The sequence below is a fragment of the Streptomyces sp. NPDC086777 genome, from assembly GCF_040702065.1.
Classification (GTDB): domain Bacteria; phylum Actinomycetota; class Actinomycetes; order Streptomycetales; family Streptomycetaceae; genus Streptomyces.
Window position 1 is genome coordinate 55,726 of sequence record NZ_JBFBJI010000013.1, and the last position, 19,585, is coordinate 75,310.

The 19,585-nt window shown below is 73.6% G+C and carries 19 protein-coding genes; 13 read left to right on the forward strand and 6 right to left on the reverse strand.

All coding sequences use genetic code 11. The features are described 5' to 3' along the window. The first annotated feature begins 1 nt into the window (after nucleotide 1). The 8 genes from AB0472_RS19655 to AB0472_RS19690 all read left to right on the forward strand — a co-directional run bounded on the left by AB0472_RS19655 (nucleotide 2) and on the right by AB0472_RS19690 (nucleotide 6,772). Nucleotides 2-421 (forward strand): ATP synthase subunit C, encoded by a 420-nt coding sequence (locus AB0472_RS19655; protein WP_366357733.1) that lies wholly within the window; start codon nucleotides 2-4, stop codon nucleotides 419-421. A 2-nt stretch (nucleotides 422-423) separates the two neighbouring features. Then, nucleotides 424-651: a V-type ATP synthase subunit F gene (locus AB0472_RS19660; protein WP_366357734.1), complete on the forward strand. Its 228-nt coding sequence runs from the start codon at nucleotides 424-426 to the stop codon at nucleotides 649-651. Beyond that, nucleotides 648-1,157 (forward strand): hypothetical protein, encoded by a 510-nt coding sequence (locus AB0472_RS19665; protein ID WP_366357735.1) that lies wholly within the window; start codon nucleotides 648-650, stop codon nucleotides 1,155-1,157. The genes AB0472_RS19660 and AB0472_RS19665 overlap by 4 nt, the downstream gene beginning before the upstream one ends. Further along, complete coding sequence (locus tag AB0472_RS19670) at nucleotides 1,154-2,875, forward strand: V-type ATP synthase subunit A (protein WP_366357736.1); 1,722 nt, start codon at nucleotides 1,154-1,156, stop codon at nucleotides 2,873-2,875. Before AB0472_RS19665 ends, AB0472_RS19670 begins: the two co-directional genes overlap by 4 nt. An 89-nt stretch (nucleotides 2,876-2,964) precedes the next feature. Beyond that, a complete protein-coding gene (locus tag AB0472_RS19675; protein ID WP_366357737.1) occupies nucleotides 2,965-4,344 on the forward strand; it encodes a V-type ATP synthase subunit B in 1,380 nt (459 codons plus the stop codon). Next, complete coding sequence (locus AB0472_RS19680) at nucleotides 4,341-4,961, forward strand: V-type ATP synthase subunit D (RefSeq protein ID WP_366357738.1); 621 nt, start codon at nucleotides 4,341-4,343, stop codon at nucleotides 4,959-4,961. The genes AB0472_RS19675 and AB0472_RS19680 overlap by 4 nt, the downstream gene beginning before the upstream one ends. Before the next feature lie 680 nt (nucleotides 4,962-5,641). Continuing rightward, nucleotides 5,642-5,848, forward strand: a complete 207-nt coding sequence (locus AB0472_RS19685) for a hypothetical protein (RefSeq protein WP_366357739.1) — start codon at nucleotides 5,642-5,644, stop codon at nucleotides 5,846-5,848. 249 nt (nucleotides 5,849-6,097) lie between these two features. Next, a complete protein-coding gene (locus tag AB0472_RS19690; RefSeq protein ID WP_366357740.1) occupies nucleotides 6,098-6,772 on the forward strand; it encodes a CBS domain-containing protein in 675 nt (224 codons plus the stop codon). Between the two features lie 31 nt (nucleotides 6,773-6,803). On the opposite strand, the gene AB0472_RS19695 is transcribed toward AB0472_RS19690, so the two are convergent. From AB0472_RS19695 to AB0472_RS19720, 6 genes are all read right to left on the reverse strand, one after another. Beyond that, nucleotides 6,804-7,079, reverse strand: coding sequence for an acyl carrier protein (locus AB0472_RS19695; protein WP_366357741.1), 276 nt, complete (start codon nucleotides 7,077-7,079; stop codon nucleotides 6,804-6,806). Between the two features lie 5 nt (nucleotides 7,080-7,084). After that, nucleotides 7,085-8,620 (reverse strand): dihydrolipoamide acetyltransferase family protein, encoded by a 1,536-nt coding sequence (locus AB0472_RS19700; RefSeq protein WP_366357742.1) that lies wholly within the window; start codon nucleotides 8,618-8,620, stop codon nucleotides 7,085-7,087. A 1-nt stretch (nucleotide 8,621) separates the two neighbouring features. Further along, nucleotides 8,622-9,671, reverse strand: coding sequence for an alpha-ketoacid dehydrogenase subunit beta (locus tag AB0472_RS19705; RefSeq protein WP_366357743.1), 1,050 nt, complete (start codon nucleotides 9,669-9,671; stop codon nucleotides 8,622-8,624). Continuing rightward, complete coding sequence (gene pdhA / locus AB0472_RS19710) at nucleotides 9,668-10,669, reverse strand: pyruvate dehydrogenase (acetyl-transferring) E1 component subunit alpha (RefSeq protein WP_366357744.1); 1,002 nt, start codon at nucleotides 10,667-10,669, stop codon at nucleotides 9,668-9,670. Before pdhA ends, AB0472_RS19705 begins: the two co-directional genes overlap by 4 nt. Continuing rightward, nucleotides 10,666-12,534 carry an acetate--CoA ligase gene (gene acsA, locus AB0472_RS19715; RefSeq protein WP_366357745.1) on the reverse strand — a complete coding sequence of 623 codons (1,869 nt, stop codon included), beginning with the start codon at nucleotides 12,532-12,534 and terminating at the stop codon, nucleotides 10,666-10,668. The genes pdhA and acsA overlap by 4 nt, the downstream gene beginning before the upstream one ends. A gap of 164 nt (nucleotides 12,535-12,698) precedes the next feature. Continuing rightward, nucleotides 12,699-14,213 carry a DUF1254 domain-containing protein gene (locus tag AB0472_RS19720; RefSeq protein WP_366357746.1) on the reverse strand — a complete coding sequence of 505 codons (1,515 nt, stop codon included), beginning with the start codon at nucleotides 14,211-14,213 and terminating at the stop codon, nucleotides 12,699-12,701. A gap of 663 nt (nucleotides 14,214-14,876) precedes the next feature. On the opposite strand from AB0472_RS19720, the gene AB0472_RS19725 reads away from it, so the two are divergent. The 5 genes from AB0472_RS19725 to AB0472_RS19745 are packed head-to-tail and all read left to right on the forward strand — an operon-like array spanning nucleotide 14,877 to nucleotide 19,578. After that, nucleotides 14,877-16,055, forward strand: coding sequence for a 4Fe-4S dicluster domain-containing protein (locus AB0472_RS19725; RefSeq protein WP_366357747.1), 1,179 nt, complete (start codon nucleotides 14,877-14,879; stop codon nucleotides 16,053-16,055). After that, nucleotides 16,052-16,870, forward strand: coding sequence for an FAD/NAD(P)-binding protein (locus tag AB0472_RS19730; protein ID WP_366357748.1), 819 nt, complete (start codon nucleotides 16,052-16,054; stop codon nucleotides 16,868-16,870). Before AB0472_RS19725 ends, AB0472_RS19730 begins: the two co-directional genes overlap by 4 nt. Before the next feature lies 1 nt (nucleotide 16,871). Continuing rightward, nucleotides 16,872-17,774, forward strand: a complete 903-nt coding sequence (locus tag AB0472_RS19735; protein WP_366357749.1) for an oxidoreductase — start codon at nucleotides 16,872-16,874, stop codon at nucleotides 17,772-17,774. Then, nucleotides 17,771-19,102 carry a nickel-dependent hydrogenase large subunit gene (locus tag AB0472_RS19740; RefSeq protein WP_366357750.1) on the forward strand — a complete coding sequence of 444 codons (1,332 nt, stop codon included), beginning with the start codon at nucleotides 17,771-17,773 and terminating at the stop codon, nucleotides 19,100-19,102. The genes AB0472_RS19735 and AB0472_RS19740 overlap by 4 nt, the downstream gene beginning before the upstream one ends. Beyond that, on the forward strand, nucleotides 19,099-19,578 hold the full coding sequence (locus tag AB0472_RS19745) for a hydrogenase maturation protease (protein WP_366357751.1): 480 nt from the start codon (nucleotides 19,099-19,101) through the stop codon (nucleotides 19,576-19,578). The genes AB0472_RS19740 and AB0472_RS19745 overlap by 4 nt, the downstream gene beginning before the upstream one ends. The last annotated feature ends 7 nt before the right edge of the window (nucleotides 19,579-19,585 follow it).

Consider the following 19,585-nt stretch of genomic DNA (forward strand, 5'->3'; position numbering starts at 1 on the left):
CATGCTCGCCTGGCTGATCGTGCTCCCGGTCCTGGTGGCGGTCCTCGGTGCCGTACGGCTGCTGCGGCGACGCCGGACCAGACACGCCTTCCGCTGGCTCCTGGCGACCAACCTGGTCCTGCTGGCGGGCGCGTGCGCCGTCCTGGCCACGGCGTTCACAGGTCCGGCGCAAGCCTCCTCGGCACAGGCCGCGGCCGGGGGCGGCGGTGCGGGCGGCTCCGCCCTGATCGGGGCGGCCGTCGCGGTGGCCGGTGCCTCGATCGGCGCCGCCGTCGCGGTCGCCTACACGGGGGCCGCCGCGCTCGCCGCGCTGAGCGAGCGCCCGGAGATGTTCGGCCGGGCCATGGTGATCGTGGGGCTGGCGGAGGGCATCGCGGTGTACGGGCTGGTGGTCGCGATCCTGCTGATCGGAAAGGCGTGACCATGGGGACGGTGGCTGCCATCGGGGCGCTGACGAGTGTGGGCGGGCTGGCCCTGGCCGGGGTCCAGGTGCTGGCCGCGGAGCATCCGGAGGAGGTCCGGCGCGCCTGGCGGGAACTCCCTGGCTCCGTCGCCCTGGTGATCCTGACCGCGACGGCCGCCGAGACGCTTGGGGCCGAGGTCACCGCGCCGGACCCGGCGCGGCCGCTGACGGTGGTGATGCCTCGATGACGGCACCTGCCGACGAGCTGGATCCGGTGCGCGCCGAACTGCTCCGGGCCGCCCGGGCCGAGGCCGAGGCCGCGGTGGAGCGTGCGCGTGCCGACGCCGCGCAGACCCTGCGTGCCGCGCGCGCCGACGCCGAGCGAGTCCTCGCGCAGGCGCGGGAGCTGGGCGCCGGGGACGGACGCGCCGAGGCCACCCGGGTGCGGGTGCGCGCCGCCGAGGACGCCTGGAGCCGGGAACTGGCCGCCCGCGCGGAGGTCTACGCGGACCTCGGGGCCGCGGTCCGTTCCGTCGTACGGCGGGCCCTGGCCGAGGGAGCCGTCCCACCCGACCGTCTGGCCCGGACCGCTCGGGCGCTGCTGGGCGCGGATGCGCGGGTCACGGCCCTGCCGGGCGGCGGAGTGACCGCCGATGTGCCCGGACGCCACCTCGACCTCCGTGCGGACACCCTCGCCGACCGCGCGGTGGAAAGCCTGGGCGCCCGGATCGAGAGTCTCTGGGGCGGGCCATGACCGTTACGTCCTCCCGGATCCTGCGGGTCGCCGGCCCGCTGGTGGAGGTGGCGTGCCCGGACTCCGTGGCCATGCACGACCTGGTGCTGCTGGGAACCGCCCGGCTGCCGGGCGAAGTGGTCGCCGTCCAGGGGGAGACGGCCACCGTCCAGGCGTACGAGTACACGGGCGGCCTGGCACCGGGCCACCCCGCCGAACCGCAGGGCCACCCGCTGGCGGTGCGGCTGGGCCCCGGGCTGCTCGGGGGTGTCTTCGACGGCCTGCTGCGGCCGCTGTCCGGGGCCGGCGACCTGTTGCCGGCCGGCGGACCGCAGGCCGCGGTGGACCGGCGCGGCTGGGCGTACACACCACGGGTCGCCGAGGGAACGCGCGTCGCGGCCGGTGACACCCTCGGCGACATCACCGCCGCCGTGCCCCTGCGGCTGCTGGTTCCGCCCGGCCTCTCGGGCGCGGTCGGCGCCGTCGCCGCCGCGGGCGAATACGCCGCCGACGCCGTGCTCGCCACGGTGGACGGGCACGAGGTGCGCATGGCACAGACCTGGCCGGTGCGCAGGCCGCGCCCGGTGGCGGAGCGGGTGCCCGCCGAGCTGCCGCTGCACACAGGGCAGCGCGCCGTCGACCTGCTCTTCCCGGTGGCCCGGGGCAGCACCGTCGCCGTCCCCGGCGGATTCGGCACCGGCAAGACCATGCTGCTCCAGCAGATCGCCAAGTGGTGCGACGCCGACGTCATCGTCTACGTCGGCTGCGGGGAGCGCGGCAACGAGATGGCCGACGTCATCGAGGAGCTTGCGGAGCTGTCCGACCCGCGCACCGGGGGCCGGCTGTCGGAGCGCACGGTGACGATAGCGAACACCTCCAACATGCCGATGATGGCCAGGGAGGCGAGTGTGCACACGGGGGCCACGGTCGCCGAGTACTTCCGCGACATGGGTATCGACGTCGTCGTCATCGCCGACTCGACGTCCCGCTGGGCGGAGGCGCTGCGTGAGTTCGCCTCGCGGATGGGCGAACTCCCCGCCGAGGAGGGCTATCCGGCCGGACTGGCCTCACAGCTGGCCGCGTTCTACGAGCGGGCCGCGGCCGTCCGCACTCTCGGCGGCGGCACCGGGTCGGTCACCGTGCTCGGCGCCGTCTCCCCGCCGGGCGGTGACCGCACCGAGCCGGTCACCGCGCACACCGAACGGTTCGTGCGGTGCCTGTGGAGCCTGGACCGCGACCTCGCCTACGCCCGCCACTACCCGGCCCTCTCCTGGACCGACTCCTTCTCCCGGGACGCCTCCGCCCTGGCCGCTGCCCACGCGCGCACCGGGGACCCGGACTGGGCGAGCCGGCGGGGACGGGTCGCCCGGCTGCTCGCCGAGGCCGACCGGCTGGCCGACCTGGTCGAACTCGTCGGCATCACGGCCCTGCCGCCGCGCGAGCGGATCAGCGTGCTCGCCGGGCGGCTGCTGCGCGAGGCCGTGATCCAGCAGAACGCGCTGTCCCCGGCGGACGCCTACAGCGCCCCCGAGAAGACGGCGGCTCTGGTGACGGCCACGCTGACAGTGGTCGACCACTGCCTGGAACTGGTGGACTCCGGCACCGCGGCGGACGTCGTGGAGGCGGTCGACTTCACTCCCCTGCTGAGAGCCCGCGAGGACGCCGGCCCGGCGGAGACCGTACCGGTGGCGGTCGCCCGCGACACGGTGCTGGCCAGGCTCGCGGAGGCGGCGACATGAGCGGGCCCGTGGACCGTGTGCGCCGCGTGGACCCTGCGGACCCTGTGGGCCCCCAGGCTCCGGTGAACCCCATCGACCTCATAAGCTCCGTGGACGTCGAGTACACCGGCGTGCGGGAGCTACGTGGCCCCCTGGTGGTCCTGGAGGGCGTGCACGGGGTCGGCTGGGACGAGTCCGCCACCATCACCCTCGAATCGGGTGAACGACGGCACGGTCTGGTGCTGGAGGCCGACCGGGACCTCGCCGTGGTGCAGGTGCTGGAGGACACCGCCGGCATGGACCGCGGCGGCACCCGCGTCGCCTTCTCCGGCTCGCCCCTGCGCATTCCCGTCGGCTCCGGGTGGCTGGGCCGGGTGTGCAACGGGCGCGGCGAACCGGCCGACGGCGGGCCGCCGGTGCTGGGCGCGACCCGGGCGGCGGTGGGCGGTGCCCCGATCAACCCGGTGCGCCGGGAGCCCCCGAACGAGCCGGTACTGACCGGCGTGACCGCCGTGGACGTCCTCACCACCCTGGTACGCGGTCAGAAGCTCCCGGTGTTCTCCGCGGCCGGGCTGCCGCACCTGGAACTCGCGGTGCAGATCGCGGCGCAGGCGACCTGCGGCGGCGAGGCGTTCGCCGTGGTCTTCGCCGGCATGGGGCTCACCCACGCCGACGCGGCGTTCGTCCGCGCCGGGCTGGCGGAGCGCTCGGCCGCCCGGGAGCTGGTCCTGCTCCTCAACACCGCCGACGACCCGGTCATCGAGCGGCTGCTGACCCCGCGGATCGCCCTGACGGCCGCCGAGCATCTGGCGTTCACCGAGGGCCGGCACGTCCTGGTGGTGATGACGGACATGACGGCCTACTCCGAGGCACTGCGCGAGGTGTCGGCCGCACGGGGCGAGATCCCCGCCCGCCGGGCCTACCCCGGCTACCTGTACAGCGACCTCGCCTCCCTCTACGAGCGCTGCGGCCGGATCCGGGGCAGGCCGGGATCGGTGACCGTCCTGCCGGTGCTCACCATGCCGGCGGGCGACATCACCCACCCCGTCCCCGACCTCACCGGCTACATCACGGAGGGCCAGATCGTGCTCTCCTCCGAGATGTACGCGGCCGGTACGTATCCGCCCGTCGACCCGCTGGCCTCGCTGTCCCGGCTGATGCGCCACGGCGCCGGAAAGGGACGGACCCGGGCCGACCACCCGGACCTGGCCGCGCAGCTGCTCGCCGCGCTGGCCCGCGCCCGGCAGGTGCGAGAACTCGCCGACCTGATCGGCCGACCGGCGCTCAGCCGCGTCGACCTGCGCCACCTGGACCTGGAGGATGCCTTCCGCCGGCGGTTCCTCGCCCAGGCCACGGACGAGAACCGCACCCTGGACGACTCCCTGGACCGGGCCTGGGAGGTCCTGCTGACGCTGCCGCGCAGTCAGCTCGGCATGATCCCGGCCGAGCTGCTGGACACCCATCGGGCCCCGTGGGAGGAGACGCCGTGAGCGGGCAGGGAAGCCGGGTGCCGGCCGGGCGGGCCGGACGGCTGCGACTGCGCCGCAGCCTCGCTACCGCGCTGCGCGGAGCGGATCTGCTCGAACGTAAACTCCGGCTGCTGCTCGACCGGGAGCGCTTGGCCCGTCAAGCCGCGGAGGAGGCCGGCGCGGTGTGGCGGCAGCGGCTGGCCGAAGCGGACACCTGGCTGGTGCGCGGAGTGCTGCTCGGTGGCGAGGCGGCGTTGGCCGAGGCGGTACCGGCGGACCGCGCCCGGGTCGACGTCGGATGGGCCGCGCTCATGGGCCTACGGCATCCCGCGACCGTCTCCTGGACGGATCCCGTACGCACCCCCGAGGAGCCGACCCCGCCCAACACCGCACTCGCGCACGCCGGGACCGCGTACCGCGCGGCGGTCCGGGCCGCCGCCGAGCACGCCGCCCACCGGGCCGCCGCGGACCTGCTCGCCGCCGAAGCCGTGCGCACTCGGCAGCGGGTCCGCGCCCTGCGCCGGCACTGGATCCCCCAGCTGCGCGGGCAACTCGCGGCGGCGGAACTGGCCCTGGAAGAATCCGAGCACGAAGAGGCGGTACGACGCCGCTGGGCCGCCGCCCGCGGCGCCCGGTGACCGGGATCGGTGTCCGGCCCCATGCCGCGGCCCGCCCGCCATGGTGTTCTGTGCACCCGCGACGCGGCCCGGCTGCGCGCTCGACCGCGCTTCCGTCAGCAGGGTTGCCGTCACCGGATGCAATCGCGCCGGCGCCGTCTGCCCTGACCAGCGTGAAGTGGTTGTACACGGTGTTCCCGACGCCCCGTGCCACGAGCGGCACAGCCACCAGGACGACGACCGCCAGGAGGACCTTGAGCCTGCGTTCCAGCCGGTCCACCGGCCGTTCCAGTGAGCCCGGACCGACATCGCCCCGTGCCGCGCCCGTTCGCCGGGCGGGCCGGACCGGCGTCGGTGGCCGGGAAGACGCGGTGTCCGCATGGCACGGCCCTCCGCTTCGCAATCGTCGTACGCCCCACCGTCCTACGCCGCCGCCCCCCGGCAGGGGCCGCACGGTCCTCGTGTGTGCCGTTCGGCCCCCCCTCGGGCGGGGCACCCGGGAGGGACGCTGGAATGTGCTCGGGCGGGGCACCCGGGAGGGACGCTGGAATGTGCTCGGGCGGGGCACCCGGGAGGGATGCTGGAATGTGTGTGACGCTGAGCGTCCTGGCCGTGCGGGCAGGCTCGACCCGTCTGCGCCGGCCGGGTGCCTGTCTCGGCAGGGTGCGGAAGCGACGGCTCTGCGGGCGGACGGAGCGACGATGAGCAAGCGCACTCGTGATGCCGGGCGGGCCGTGCGTGCGCGCTCCGGCGCCCGGTTGCCGTCGGCGAGCCCGGCCCGTCGACGGGCCGCCGGGCCGGCGGCCGGTTCCGTCCGCCGGCGTGGGAAGGAACCCGACTGGCTGCTGCTGACCGACGGCACATGGCGGCACGTCGAGACGATTCGCGTGCGGAGTCTGTTCGGTTGACGCCGACGTGCTTGGTCCTGTGCGCCGGGACCCCGGGACCGCCGTCCGCCCGTCCCGCGAACCCGTCGTCGCGCCCGGCAGCGCCGGTCGGGCGGCCTTTCGCCGATCGGCCGGTCGCCCAGGTGAGCTCGCATGCTCGCCGTCCGCTCCGCAGAATGGTGCTGTACCAGACCCGCCACGCGGGGCCCACTGCGGCACGGGCGAGAGCGCCCCGACCGCGCGGTGGGGGGCCCGCATCCGGGAGGCACCATGCATCACCGAACGGTCGAGGAGCTCATGACGCGGCGTGTCGTCCGGGCACGGCCGGACACCCCGTTCAAGGAACTGGTCAGGCTGCTGGCGGAGAACGACGTCACCGCCGTGCCCGTGGTGGACGATGTCGGGCGCCCCATGGGGGTGGTGTCCGAGGCCGACCTGCTGCGCAAGAGCGCCGATCAGGCCGACCCGTCGGGCAGGACCCCCATCCCGCACCTGGAAGCCTGGGAACGGGCGAAGGCCGAGGGGGCCCGGGCCGAGGAGCTGATGTCGGCGCCCGCGGTGTGCGCGCGTCCGGAGTGGAGCGTGGCGGAGGCGGCCCGCCTCATGGAGACCCAGCGTGTCAAGCGGCTGCCCGTGGTGGACGAGGCGGACCGGCTGCTGGGGATCGTCAGCCGTGGTGATCTGCTCCGGATCTTCCTGCGCGGTGACGACGCCATCCGCGAGGAGATCACCCGGGACCTGCTGCACCGCACGCTGGGGCTCGAACCAGCGGACGTGGCCGTGGAGGTGCGTGACGGGCGGGTCGGACTCAGCGGCACCGTGGAGTACCGGAGTCTGGTTCCCGTCGTGGAACAGCTGTGCCGGGGCGTGGACGGCGTGGTCTCGGTCGCCGGGGACCTGACCTGGCGGAGGGACGACGCCCGGCCCTCTCCCTCCGGCGCCTGACTCCGCGTCCACCTACCTGGTGCTCCGGGCCTCACGGAGCGGAACCGGCCGCGTCCGTGGATCTGTCGACCAGGAACCGGCTGGCATCCGCCAGGGTGGTGAGTTCCCGATAGTCCTCCTCGTCGATACGGACTCCTGTGCGTTCGGTCAGCAGCTCCACCAGGCTGAGGAAGTCGAGCGAGTCGAGTTCGAGAACGTCACGGAACCTGTCGTCCGGCTGGACGGGGGTGAAGTCGGCGTCGGGCACGATCCGCGTGATCGATTCCTTGATCACCGCCGTGGCCTCCGCGTCGGTCAGGGGCTTCACAGGACTCACAGCTCCTCCGGTTTTCGTAGCAGTCGGTCGACCGCCGTGAGGTAGCGCGCTCCCACGGCGCCGTCCGTGGCCCGGTGGTCGGCGGCCAGGGTCGCGGTCACCACCGGGCGCACGCCGAGCATGCCCCCGGTCGCCCAGGGCCGTTCGACGACGGCCCCGAAGCCGACGAGGGCCACCTGGGGCGGATGGATGACGCCGTAGACGCTCTCCACGCCCTGGTCGCCCAGGTTGGTGACGGTCAGGGTGGCGCCGGACATCTCGCTGCCGCGCAGCCGTCCCCGGCGGGTGCGCTCGACGAGGTCCTTGAGGCGTTGCATGAGGGCGTCGGGCGGGAGGTTGTCGGCGTCGTGGATCACCGGTGCCAGCAGTCCGCCCTGCCGCAGCGAGACCGCGATGCCCAGACTGACCTCGGACGCGGGGACGAACGCATCGTTGAGCCAGTAGCCGTTGAGGCTCGGCACCTCGCGCGCGGCCAGCGCGGCGGCCCTCAGCAGCAGGGCTGCCGACACGAGCCGCCCGGCGGGTGGACGGCATCGGTTGACCCGGCGCAGCCAGTCCTCGGCTGCGGTGAGATCGATGGTGGTGGACAGGTAGTAGTGCGGGATCTCCCGCTTGGAACGGCTCATGAGCTCGGCGATGGCCCGGCGCATGGCGTCCGTACGCTGTTCCGGGCCTTCGGCGGCCGGTTCGGCCGCGGGTGTGCGCCGACGCCCGCCGTTCGGCCGCTGCCGCTCCCGGTCACCTTCCCCGGCGTGGGCGCGCACGTCCGCCGCCCGCACGGCCCCGCCGTCCCCGGTGCCCTGCACCTCCGTCAGGTCCACGTCGAGGTCGCGGGCGAGCCGTCGTGCGTACGGTGTCGACCGTACCCTTGGCACGTGGGGCAGAGGTGCGTGTTCCACGTCGGTGCGGGTGATCCGTCCGCCGGGGCCGGTGCCGTGCAGGGTCGTCAGGTCGACGCCGCGCAGCTCCGCCAGGTGCCGCACCAGCGGTCCGGCCCCGAGCACCGGGACGACCTCGGCGGGCATGGGCGGTGGGGGCTGCACGGGTCCGGCCGTCGGGGGTACGGGCTGTCCGGTCGGCCTGTTCCGGGTGCGCGCCTGCCTGCGGACCGGCTCCCGGACCGGCTGCCGTCGGGGTTGCGGGCGTCCGCGCGGTGCTGCGGCCGGTTCCTGTCCGGTCGCCGCACGAACGGGCGCCTTCGGCGCGGCCGGGACCTCGGTGACGGCCGTTGCCCGGTCCCCCTCGGCCCCCGCTGTCACCGAGGTCCCGGAAACGGCCGCCCGTACCCCCGCCCCGGCCCCACCCTCGATCACGGCGAGCGGGGCCCCCACCGGCACCCGGGTTCCCGCCGGGACGAGGAGCCGCCCCACGGTCCCCGACTCGAAGCACTCGACCTCGATGGCCGCCTTGTCCGTCTCCACGACCGCCACGACATCGCCCTTGCGCACCTGGTCGCCTGGGGCCACGAGCCACTCCTGGAGCACTCCCTCGTCCATGTCCGCGCCGAGTGAGGGCATGGTGAACTCGGTCATGTCAGCCCGGCCTTCCGGTGGCCGGCGGCGGCTCGCCGACCGTGCGGCGGGCGGCCGCCACGATTCCGTCGGGTTGGGGGAGCGCGGCCTCCTCCAGCCGGCGCGCGTACGGTATGGGCACCTCCGCGCTGCACACCCGCTCGACGGGGGCGTCGAGGTCGTAGAAGTGCTGCTCGGTGAGGCGGGCGGAGATCTCGGCGGCGAGGCTGCCGGTGCGCCAGCCCTCGTCGACGACGACGGCTCGGTGCGTGCGGGCGACCGAGGCGCCGATCGTGGCGTCGTCCAGGGGGCGCAGGGTGCGCAGGTCGACGACCTCCGCGCTGATGCCGCCGCTCGCGAGGTCGTCGGCGGCGGCCAGTGCCTTGGGCAGGGAGCCGCCGTAGGTGATCAGGGAGACGTCCGTGCCGGGGCGGCGGACGGCCGCGTGGTCGAGGTCGACGGGGCCCGCGTCGGCGGGCAGCTCACCGGTGACGTTGTACAGGCTGCCGTGCTCGAAGATCAGCACGGGGTCGGGGTCGGCGAGTGCGGGGGCCAGCATGTGGCGGGCGTCGGTGAGGGTCGCCGGGGCCAGGACCCGCAGGCCGGGGATGTGCGCGTACCAGCCCTCCAGGCTGTGCGAGTGCTGGGCCGCGAGCTGGCGTCCCGCACCGGTCGTCATCCGGATCACGATCGGGACCGGCAGCTGGCCACCCGACATGTGCAGCAGGGTCGCCGCGTTGTTGAGGATCTGGTCCAGCGCGAGCAGGCTGAAGTTGACCGTCATGATCTCGACGACCGGACGCAGACCCGCCAGGGCCGCGCCGATGCCGGCGCCGACGAACGCGGACTCCGACAGCGGGGCGTCCCGGACCCGGTTCGGCCCGAACTCCTCCAGCAGACCGAGACTCACGCCGAAGCAGCCGCCGTAGCGGCCCACGTCCTCGCCCATCAGGAACACCCGCTCGTCGCTGCGCAGGGCCTCGCGCAGGGCCTCGCGCATCGCCTCCCGGTAGGTGCTCTTGTGCGCCGACGTGGTGGCGGGCTTCGCGGCACGGGTGCGGGTGGTGGTCATGGCGGGCTCGCCTCCACCGGGCTGGTGACGTACCTCAGCAGGTCCTCGACGGGCTCCTCGGGAGCCCGCTCGGCCGCATCCACCGCGGCGTCGAGCTCGGCGGCCAGCCGGTCCTCCAGAGCGCTGCGGGCCCTCCCGGACAGCTCCTTCGCCTCGTGCAGCCGCCGGGCGAACCCCTCGACAGGGTCGCGCTCCTTCCAGTGCTCGATCTCGGCCTTGTCGCGGTAGCGGTCGGAGTCGTACATGGAGTGGGCGCGGAACCGGTACGTACGCATTTCCAGGAAGTGCGGTCCGCCTCCGCCGCGTATCCCCTCGGTGGCCCGCCGGGCGGCGTCCTCGACGGCCAGGACGTCCATGCCGTCGACCGCCCAGGAGGCCATGCCGTACCCGGCGGCACGCAGCGCGAGGTCGGTCTGGGCCTGGTGCCGGGCCAGCGCGGTGCCCATGGCGTACAGGTTGTTCTCGCAGACCAGCAGCAGAGGCAGTCCCCACAGCGCGGCGAGGTTGGCGGTCTCGTGGAACTCGCCCTCGGCGAAGGCGCCGTCGCCGAAGAAACAGCAGGTGACCCGGTACCGGTCGGCCATGCGGTCGGCGAGGGCGAGGCCGGCCGCGAGCGGCAGGCCGCCGCCGACGATGGCGTTGCCGCCGTAGAAACGGCGGCCGGCGTCGAAGAGGTGCATCGAGCCGCCCCGGCCGTGGCTGCAGCCGGTCGCCTTGCCGAACATCTCCGCCATGATCGCCTCGGCCGGTACCCCGCGGGCGAGTGCGTGGCCGTGTTCGCGGTACGTCGAGACGACCGCGTCGTCGTCCGTGAGCGCGTCGTTGACGCCGACGGCCACGGCCTCCTCACCGATGTACAGGTGCATGAAGCCCCGGATGCGCGCCGCGCTGTACAGCTCCACGCAGCGTTCCTCGAACCGGCGGACGCGCAGCATCGACTCCAGCAGGGCCAGTCGGTGCGCGGCCTGACGGTTGGGCCGGGTTCGGGTGGTGCTCATGCGGACCGCTCCGTCCTCTGCGGGGTCTGCTGCGCAGCCTTCGGCGGGGTCTTCGGCGGGGACGTGGCGCCGTGCGCAGGGTCCTCCAGGGTGGAGATGTCGCCCTCGGGAAGACCGAGTTCGCGGGCCCGCAGCAGGCGGCGCATGACCTTGCCGCTGCGGGTGTGCGGCAGGTGCTGGTCGAAGGCGACCTCGCGGGGCGCCACGGCCGGGCCCAGTCGGCGGCGGGAGAAGGCCAGCAGGTCCTGCCGCATCGCCGTGGTCGGATCGTAGCCGGGGCGCAGCGCGATGAACGCCTTGACGATGTTCCCCGCCACCGGATCGGGACGGCCGATGACGCCGGCCTCGGCGACCGCCGGATGCTCAAGCAGGGCGCTCTCGACCTCGAACGGCCCGATGAGGTGTCCCGCCGACTTGATGACGTCGTCTGCGCGGCCGACGAACCAGTACCAGCCGTCCGCGTCGCGCCGTACCAGGTCGCCGGTGAGGTACCAGCCGTCCGTGAAGGCCGCCGCGGTGCGCCGCTCGTCGTGCAGATAGCCCCGGAACATGGACGGCCAGCCGGGCCGAAGCGCCAGCTCACCCTCCACGCCCGGCTCCTCCAGCACGGTGACGTGCCCGTCGGTCATCTCGGCGCGGCCGTCCTCGCCGCGCCGCAGCACCGCGGCGGTCACTCCGGGCAGCGGGCGTCCCATCGAGCCGGGGCGGATGTCGCAGGCGGCGAAGTTGGCGATCATGATGGCGCCGGTCTCGGTCTGCCACCAGTTGTCGTGCACCGGCAGCCCGAGCACGTCCCGGCCCCACAGCACGGCCTCCGGGTTGAGCGGCTCGCCGACCGAGGCGATGAACCGCAGCGCGCCCAGATCGAAGGAGCGGGGCAGGTCGTACGGCCCGGTCCGCGGTGTCGTCCGCATCAGCATGCGTAGCGCCGTCGGTGCCGTGTACCAGACGCTCACCCGCTGCTCGGCGAGGATCCGGTACCAGCGGCGGGCGTCGTAGTCGCCCTCGTCCACCACGACCGTCACCCCGTGCATGAGCGGCGCCACGATCCCGTAGGACATGCCGGTGACCCAGCCGGGATCGGCGGTGCACCAGTACACGTCGTCCGGATGCAGGTCGAGGGCGTACCGCGCGGTCACGTAGTGTGCCACGGCCGCGTCGTGCACGTGCACCGCGCCCTTGGGGGTGCCCGTGGTGCCGCTGGTGAAGTGGAGCAGGGCCATGTCGTCCGGTGCGGTGGGCGCGATGGCGAACATGTCGTCCGCGTCGGCCATGAGCGCGTCGAAGGAGAGTGTGCCCGCCGACGCGTCCGCTCCCTCGCCGACGATCAGAACATGCCGCAGACCGGGCAGCCGGTCGCGCTGTCCGGCGACCTTCCTGCGGTACAGCTCCGCCGTGGTGACCAGGACCCGGGCGTCGCTCAGCCGCAGCCGTTGGGCGACCGGGTCCGGGCCGAAGGCGGAGAAGAGCGGGCACAGTACGCTGGTGTTCTTCAGCGTCCCCAGGACCACGGTGTACAGCTCCGGGCACCGCCCGAGCAGGGTGACCACCCGCTCGCCCCGGCCGGTCCCGAGGGCACGCAGCACGTTGGCGAAGCGCGCCGTGGCTCGGCCCAGCTCCCCGTAGGTCACACACGTCACGGAGTCGTCCCGCCCGACGCAGCGCAGGGCGACCGCCGTCGCGCGGTCCGACGTCGCGTGCTGGTCCACCGCCTCGTAGGCGATGTTCAGCCCCCGCCCGCCGGGCAGTCCCGCCAGCCCGGCCCGCGCCCGCGACCACGAGAAGCCCGCGCACTCCTCGTCGTAGTCACGCAGGTTGGGTGTCACCCGTGGCGGACTGTCCTTCCGGACGGTCTCCCCTCGCATGCGGCCCCTCCTTCCTACGGGCCTCTTCCGATCATCCGTCCGGCCCGCCTTTCCCGCACCGGGAGAGGCGGGCCCCCGGCACCGGATCGCCGGGACCGGGGACTGAGGGCAACCGCCTCGCGCGATCGGCGGGGCGGCGACAGCTCCGCCGGCGTGCCGGGACGTCAGGCGACGCGGGTCAGTGGAGGGCACTCCCAGGTCGCGTCGATCACCTCGGGGCGGGGCCGGTACATGCGCAGGGCCACGAACCAGGTGCCTTCCTTCGCGGTGGGCAGCCAGTTGGCTTCCCTGTCCTCGCCGGGCGGCTCGCTCTGCAGGTGAAGGGTGAGTCCGCCGTCCGCGTCCCGCCGGAGGCCGGCGCTGCGGTCGCCCACCGAGTAGCGGTCGGCCGGGTTGGGGATGAGGTTCATGTCCTCCCCGTAGGCGGTCAGCGACCAGAAGGCGTCGACCGGTGGCAGCGAGCCGTTGGGGAAGTGCAGTTCGTACCGGCCTTCGGGGGCCAGCTTGTTGCCGTCCGCGTCGTCGAAGTTGAGCAGGTAGACGGCTTCGGCCGGGTCGTTGGCGGTGACGCCGATCAGCGACTGGTCGGCGGCGCGCTTGAGGAAATCGTCGCCGAAGCGTCCCATCTGCGGGGGAGGGTAGCGCCAGCCGTGGACGAGGTGGGCCCAGTCGCCACTGAGGATCTGCTGTCTGAGCAGGGGCACGCCGACGGCGGCGGCCCGGATCAGGCTTCGTTTCACGGCGTCCGGCTGGGCCTCGACGTCGAGGCCGGGGCCGATACCGATCTGGGCGAACTGCTGGAGAAGGACCTGGTGATGGGCGGGCGGAGGGTTTTCGGCCAGCATCGCGTTCAGGGTCTTCCACGGTCCCAGGGGATCCTCCTCCGCGGGGATCGGCGCCAGGACGTCACGGCTCTCGGGGACCTTCGCGTCCGGCTCGCCGAACAGGCTGAGCGGGGTGAGCCGGTACTGCTCCTGGAGTTCCCGGACGCGTGGCACGTCGTCGGGGGCGCTGACCAGGGTGCGGCCGAGGACGAGGACCCAGGGGCTCGGGGCTTTCTTCAGCTGTCGCACCCCGGCCGGGAGGCTGCCCCGCCATTCCGGGCCGACGAGGGCGAAGCTGCCCGCGCCCGAGCCGGTGGTGCGCTGACCGACGTAGTCGAAGTTGTCGGACGTGATCCCCACCAGTTCGAAGGTGAAGTACCGGTCGCCCATGTCCGGGTGGGAGAGGACGACCGGCTCGCTGCTGAGGTCCACCCAGGCCACCGAGTACAGGGTGTCGTTGTTGGGGCAGCCGCCGTCGCGGTAGGTCGCGTCGAGAAGCCGCTCGGCGTGCCAGAAGTGGTTGACGGGCGCGTACGGAACCGTCGAGGGGTTCCGCGGCTGCGTCACCCAGTCGTGCCTCAGCTTGGCGTTGTAGATGTACGGGAATCCGTAGACGAACGCCTGCTCGCCCAGTGTGTAGGCGTACTCGCCGCGCCAGTCGTCCATGCGCCCGGTCAGGATCGGTTTCACCGCCTGGCCCAGCGCGGGCACGAGGTCCGGCAGCTGGCGTGCGCGCTCGACCGTGGACTTCGGATGGCGGACCGCACGCCCGGCGGCCCGTGCCACCGTGACCGCTGCGCCGGCCACGTCCTCGGGTATCCGCCGCCAGGCAGGGTGCTGTGATGGTTCGGACATGTGGACACCACTTCGCTCAACCGCGTCGAGGTCAGGATTTCCGGACCCCGGCCGCGTGGTCACCCCCCTCAGCGGCCATCCTCCCGCGTGTCGCAGGTCGACGCAGCCGGAGAAGTCCCGGCCATGTCACCCACGTCGGCGACTCTCCCTCCTGGGGTGCGGACGTCACTCGTAAGGCCGAACGGTGAAGCCGGCCAAGAGCGGCAACCCGGGCAGGCGCACGTGTTCGGGACCGTGAGGATCCGCGAGTACGGCGTCCGCGCACGCTCGACGTGGAGCTGCGGGAGGTGCGCAGGGCGACGCGCACATCGTCGTCGACGCGTACGGGACGGCTCGGCGGCCGTAGTGGTGGGGTGGCCCAGTGACGTGCCTCTCCTGACCAGGGGCAAGGGCGCGATTCCATGTCGCCGTACGGCTCGGTGGCACGCTCGCCGACCGCTTGAGACGATGGCCGGAGGACCGCCATGGAAGTGCCGCGTCATGCGCCGGCGCATGACGCGGCATGCTGGTCCGGCCCCCCTGGCTGCGGCCGGAAGCCGACCGTGCCCGCCCTTGCACACGTACGTCTCGTCCCGCCCGTAGAAGGCCGGAACCGCTGCCCCGCGGACCGGAGACAGCGGGAGGACTCCGTGCCGCCGTCCGCCGTGCCGAAGGAGGCCGGTCATGACCGTCGACCCCGATGTGAACGCCCCTCCGGACCGCGCGTCCGACGGCCTTGTCATGGGCAAGGATGGCGTGGCAGCGCTGGTGGACGTGCTGATCAGACGCGGGTTCACGGTCGTGGGACCCACGGTGCGGGACGGTGCGATCGTCCTCGCGGAGCTGCGGTCGGCCGACGAGCTGCCGTATGGCTGGGGCGTCGAACTGGAGGCCGGGCGGTACCGGCTGGTCGAGCGGTCCGACGGTGCGGCCTTCGCGCATGCGGCGGGCCCGCAGTCCTGGAAGCCGTTCCTGCACCGGCCGCGGGTGCGGGAGTGGAGCGCCGACCGGGTGGACGGGCAGCTCGTCCTCACCGCCGACCCGTCCGTGCCCCCGCGCTACGCCTTCCTCGGTGTGCGCCCCTGCGACCTGCGTGCCATCGCAGTCCAGGACCGGGTGCTGACCGGCGGGGCGTACTGCGACCCCGGTTACCAGGGGCGGCGCACCGGGGCACTGCTGATCGTGGTGGAGTGCACGGAGCCCGGCGCCACCTGCTTCTGCGTCTCGATGGGCACCGGACCCGCCGCCGGCCCCGGCCACGACCTGGTCATGACTGAGGTGCTCGACAGGGACGGGCACCGTTTCTGGATCCGAAGCGGCAGTCCCGAGGGCGCCGCGATCCTGGCCGAACTGCCGGCCCGCCCGGCCGACCCGGAGACCCGGGAGACGGCCCGCGCGGGTGTCGCGGCCGCCGCGGAGCACATGGGCCGCACCATGCCCGAGGCGGACCTGCGGGAGCTGATGGCGGGAACGCTCGACGCACCCCGCTGGGACGACGTCGCCGGACGCTGCCTGACCTGCGGCAACTGCACCATGGTGTGCCCCACCTGCTTCTGCACCACCACCGAGGACGTCACCGACCTCACCGGCGACCACGCCGAGCGCTGGCGGTTGTGGGACTCGTGCTTCGACCTGGACTTCTCCCAGGTGCACGGCGGCCCGGTCCGGGCCTCCTCCCGCGCCCGCTACCGGCAGTGGATGACCCACAAACTCGGCACGTGGTACGACCAGTTCGGCTCGTCCGGCTGTGTGGGCTGCGGCCGCTGCATCGTCTGGTGCCCGGTCGGCATCGACATCACGGAGGAGGCCGCCGCCCTGTACGACTGGACACGGTCAGGGCAACCGGCGGCGGAGTCACCGTGACCAGAGTGGCGCCCCCGCTGCCGTACCGGGTCGCCGGCACCCGGGCGGAGACGGCGGACACCCGGTCGATCGAGCTGGTGCCGGCCGGACCCGGACTCCCGCCGTTCGCACCCGGACAGTTCGCGATGGTCTACGCGTTCGGGGTCGGTGAGGTGCCCGTCTCGGTCAGCGCCCTGAGCGGTCCCCGGGGCGGCCTCGTGCACACCGTGCGGGCCGTGGGCGCGGTCTCGTCCGCGCTGTACCGGCTGCAAGCCGGGGACACCGTCGCGCTCGGCGGGCCGTACGGTACCGGCTGGGACCTGACGGCGGCCGCCGGGCAGGACCTGCTGGTGATCGCCGGAGGCATCGGACTGGCCCCGCTGCGGCCGGTCGTGCACGCCGCCCTGGAACGGCGGTACGGCTTCGGCCGGCTCACGGTCCTGGTGGGCGCCCGTACCCCGGCCGATCTGGTCTACCGCGACGAGATCGCCGGCTGGCGCGGACCGGCGCGGGTGGCGGTGACCGTCGACCGGCCGGGCGCCGGCTGGCGCGGCGCGGTGGGTGTGGTCACCACGCTCCTGGACCGCCTCGACCTGCGCCCCGAACGGACCTGCGCGCTGGTGTGCGGGCCCGAGGTGATGATGCGTCACACCGCCCGCGACCTCGTGGCCCGGGGCCTGGCCCCGGACCGCGTCCAGGTGTCCCTGGAACGGAACATGCGCTGCGCCACCGGCCATTGCGGCCACTGCCAGCTCGGCCCCCTCCTGCTGTGCCGGGACGGTCCGGTCGTCGGCTACGACCGCGTGGCACGCCTGCTCCTGGTGAGGGAGTTGTGACATGGCCACCGAACCCCAGCAACCCCGACTCGAACCCGGAGCGGCTCCGGACCCCCGGCCCACGCTCGCCGTGTGGAAGTTCGCCTCCTGCGACGGCTGCCAGCTGACCCTGCTCGACTGCGAGGACGAACTCCTCGACCTCAGCCGGCGGGTACGGATCGACCACTTCCTGGAGATGACCCCGGTCGAGGGCGGCTCAGGCGGGGAGCGCGCGAAGCTGGCGGGCCAGGGGCCGTACGACCTCTCCCTGGTCGAAGGATCGATCACCACCGCCGAGGACGCCGAGCGGATCCAGCACATCCGCCGTGTCTCCCGGTCCCTGGTGACCATCGGGGCCTGTGCCACCGCCGGGGGCATCCAGGCCCTGCGCGACTTCGCCGACGTCGACGACTTCGTCGCCGCGGTCTACGCCCGCCCGGAGTACATCTCCACACTGGAGACCTCGACGCCGATCTCCGCCCATGTCCCGGTCGACTTCGAACTGCGCGGCTGCCCCATCGACCGCCGCCAGCTCCTCGAGGTCATCACCGCCCACCTGGCCGGGCGCAGGCCCCGGATCCCGAGCCATAGCGTCTGCTTCGAGTGCAAGCGGCGCGGCACCACCTGCATCACCGTGGCCCACGGCACCCCCTGCCTGGGCCCGGTCACGCATGCCGGATGCGGCGCCATCTGCCCCGCCTATGGACGCGGCTGCTACGGCTGCTTCGGACCGTCGAAGCAGCCCAACCTGCGGTCCATGGTCGCCCAGTTGCACCGCGACGGGATGAGCGAGCGGGACATCCTGCGTGTCTTCCACACCTTCAACGCCACCGCGCCGGAACATGCCCCCGTACCCGAACTCGCGGCCGAGGAGCGGCACAGCTCGCGGACCGACTCGGAAACCCGCCCGGAAAGGCCCGCATGAACTCTCGCGGAACCCGTGTGCTGCGGCTGGACGCGCTGGCCAGGGTGGAGGGCGAGGCGGCCGTCCACCTGCGCGTGCAGGACGGGTCGGTCACCGGGACAAGGCTGCGCATCTACGAACCGCCGCGCTTCTTCGAGGCCCTCCTGACCGGCCGGGGCCACACCGAGCCCCCCGACATCACCTCCCGCATCTGCGGCATCTGCCCGATCGCCTACCAGATGAGCGCCTGCCAGGCGATCGAGAACGCCTGCGGAGTCACGGTGGACGGACCACTGGCGGACCTGCGCCGCCTGCTGTACTGCGGCGAGTGGATCGAGAGCCACGCCCTGCACATCTACTTCCTGCACGCCCCGGACTTCCTCGGCTGCGCGGACGTGGTGGAACTCGCCCGCGACCAGCGAGCGGCCGTCGAACGCGGCCTGCGGATCAAGCAGGCCGGCAACGCGATCCTCGAACAGCTCGGCGGCCGGCCCGTCCACCCGGTCAACGTCCGGATCGGCGGCTTCCACCGGACCCCGGCACCGGACGAATTCCGCCCCCTGGCGGACCGGCTGCGGCAGGCCCGGCACGATGCGCTGGAAACCGTCCGCTGGGTGGGGGCCTTCGACTTTCCCGACGCCGTGTGCGACCACGCCCTGCTCGCCCTGCGCGACCCCGGCCGGTACGCCATCGACTCCGGTACGCCCACGGTCGTGGATCCGACGCCGCGCGACTTCCCCCTGTCCGACTTCGAGAAGCACGTCCGGGAGGAGCAGGTACCGCACTCCACCGCGCTCACCGCCACCCTCGACGGCCGCCGTTTCCTCACCGGCCCACTGGCGCGGTACGCGATCAGCGGCCGTTGGCTGCATCCCGTGGCGGCCGACGCGGCGCGGGACGCCGGGCTGGGCGATCCGGCCGCGGGCGGGGTCTGCGACAACCCCTTTCGGAGCATCGTCGTGCGTGCCGTGGAGGTCGTACAGGCCGTCGAGGAGGCCCTGCTGATCATCGACGGCTACGAGCGGCCTGCCCGGCCCGCCGTCGAGGTCCCGCCGCGCGAGGGGACCGGTGTGGGAGCCACCGAGGCGCCCCGCGGCCTGCTGTACCACCGTTACGCCCTCACCGGAGACGGCACACTCACCGGGGCCCGCATCGTCCCGCCCACCGCCCAGAACCAGACGGCCATCGAGGAGGACGTCCGCAGGGCGGTCCAGGCACGCCTGGACCGCGACGGACCCGCCGCTGACGACGACGAACTCACCCACCTGTGCGAACGGGCCATCCGTAACCACGACCCCTGCATCTCCTGCGCCGCCCACTTCCTCGACGTGACCGTGGAACGTCCGTGAGCGGCCGGGTCGTGGTGGTCGGCGTGGGCAATCCCCTGCGCGGTGACGACGGGATCGGCCCGGCGGCGGTGGAGACGCTGCGGGGGCGGGTTCCCGACGGCACCGTGCTGGCGGTCAGCGACGGCGAACCCGCGAGGCTGCTCGACCTGTGGCGCGACGCGGACACCGTGATCGTCGTGGAAGCCCTCCGTACCCACCCGGCCCGGCCCGGTGAGCTGCACACCCTGACCTCGGCGGAGGCCGCCGGGCACGCACGGGCCACGGCGAGCACGCACAGCTTCGGCCTGGGAGAGTGCCTGGCCCTGGCAGAGGCCCTCGACCGGCTGCCGCCGCGACTCGTGGTGCACGCCGTCGAGGTGGCCGACGTGGGACTCGGCGAAGGTCTGAGCGACGTGGTGCGCTCGGCTCTGCCCGAACTGACCGACCGAGTGGCCGCTTCCGTACGACGGGCGTGCGAGCACGGTCATGGGCTGTAGGGCGCCC

Excerpts from the sequence above, each read along its gene's own strand:
- AB0472_RS19655 (WP_366357733.1), top strand. The coding sequence starts at position 2 with ATGCTCGCCTGGCTGATCGTGCTCCCGGTCCTGGTGGCGGTCCTCGGT.
- AB0472_RS19660 (WP_366357734.1), top strand. The coding sequence starts at position 424 with ATGGGGACGGTGGCTGCCATCGGGGCGCTGACGAGTGTGGGCGGGCTG.
- AB0472_RS19665 (WP_366357735.1), top strand. The coding sequence starts at position 648 with ATGACGGCACCTGCCGACGAGCTGGATCCGGTGCGCGCCGAACTGCTC.
- AB0472_RS19670 (WP_366357736.1), top strand. The coding sequence starts at position 1,154 with ATGACCGTTACGTCCTCCCGGATCCTGCGGGTCGCCGGCCCGCTGGTG.
- AB0472_RS19685 (WP_366357739.1), top strand. The coding sequence starts at position 5,642 with ATGAGCAAGCGCACTCGTGATGCCGGGCGGGCCGTGCGTGCGCGCTCC.
- AB0472_RS19690 (WP_366357740.1), top strand. The coding sequence starts at position 6,098 with ATGCATCACCGAACGGTCGAGGAGCTCATGACGCGGCGTGTCGTCCGG.
- AB0472_RS19700 (WP_366357742.1), bottom strand. The coding sequence starts at position 8,620 with ATGACCGAGTTCACCATGCCCTCACTCGGCGCGGACATGGACGAGGGA.
- AB0472_RS19705 (WP_366357743.1), bottom strand. The coding sequence starts at position 9,671 with ATGACCACCACCCGCACCCGTGCCGCGAAGCCCGCCACCACGTCGGCG.
- pdhA (WP_366357744.1), bottom strand. The coding sequence starts at position 10,669 with ATGAGCACCACCCGAACCCGGCCCAACCGTCAGGCCGCGCACCGACTG.
- acsA (WP_366357745.1), bottom strand. The coding sequence starts at position 12,534 with ATGCGAGGGGAGACCGTCCGGAAGGACAGTCCGCCACGGGTGACACCC.
- AB0472_RS19720 (WP_366357746.1), bottom strand. The coding sequence starts at position 14,213 with ATGTCCGAACCATCACAGCACCCTGCCTGGCGGCGGATACCCGAGGAC.
- AB0472_RS19725 (WP_366357747.1), top strand. The coding sequence starts at position 14,877 with ATGACCGTCGACCCCGATGTGAACGCCCCTCCGGACCGCGCGTCCGAC.
- AB0472_RS19735 (WP_366357749.1), top strand. The coding sequence starts at position 16,872 with ATGGCCACCGAACCCCAGCAACCCCGACTCGAACCCGGAGCGGCTCCG.
- AB0472_RS19740 (WP_366357750.1), top strand. The coding sequence starts at position 17,771 with ATGAACTCTCGCGGAACCCGTGTGCTGCGGCTGGACGCGCTGGCCAGG.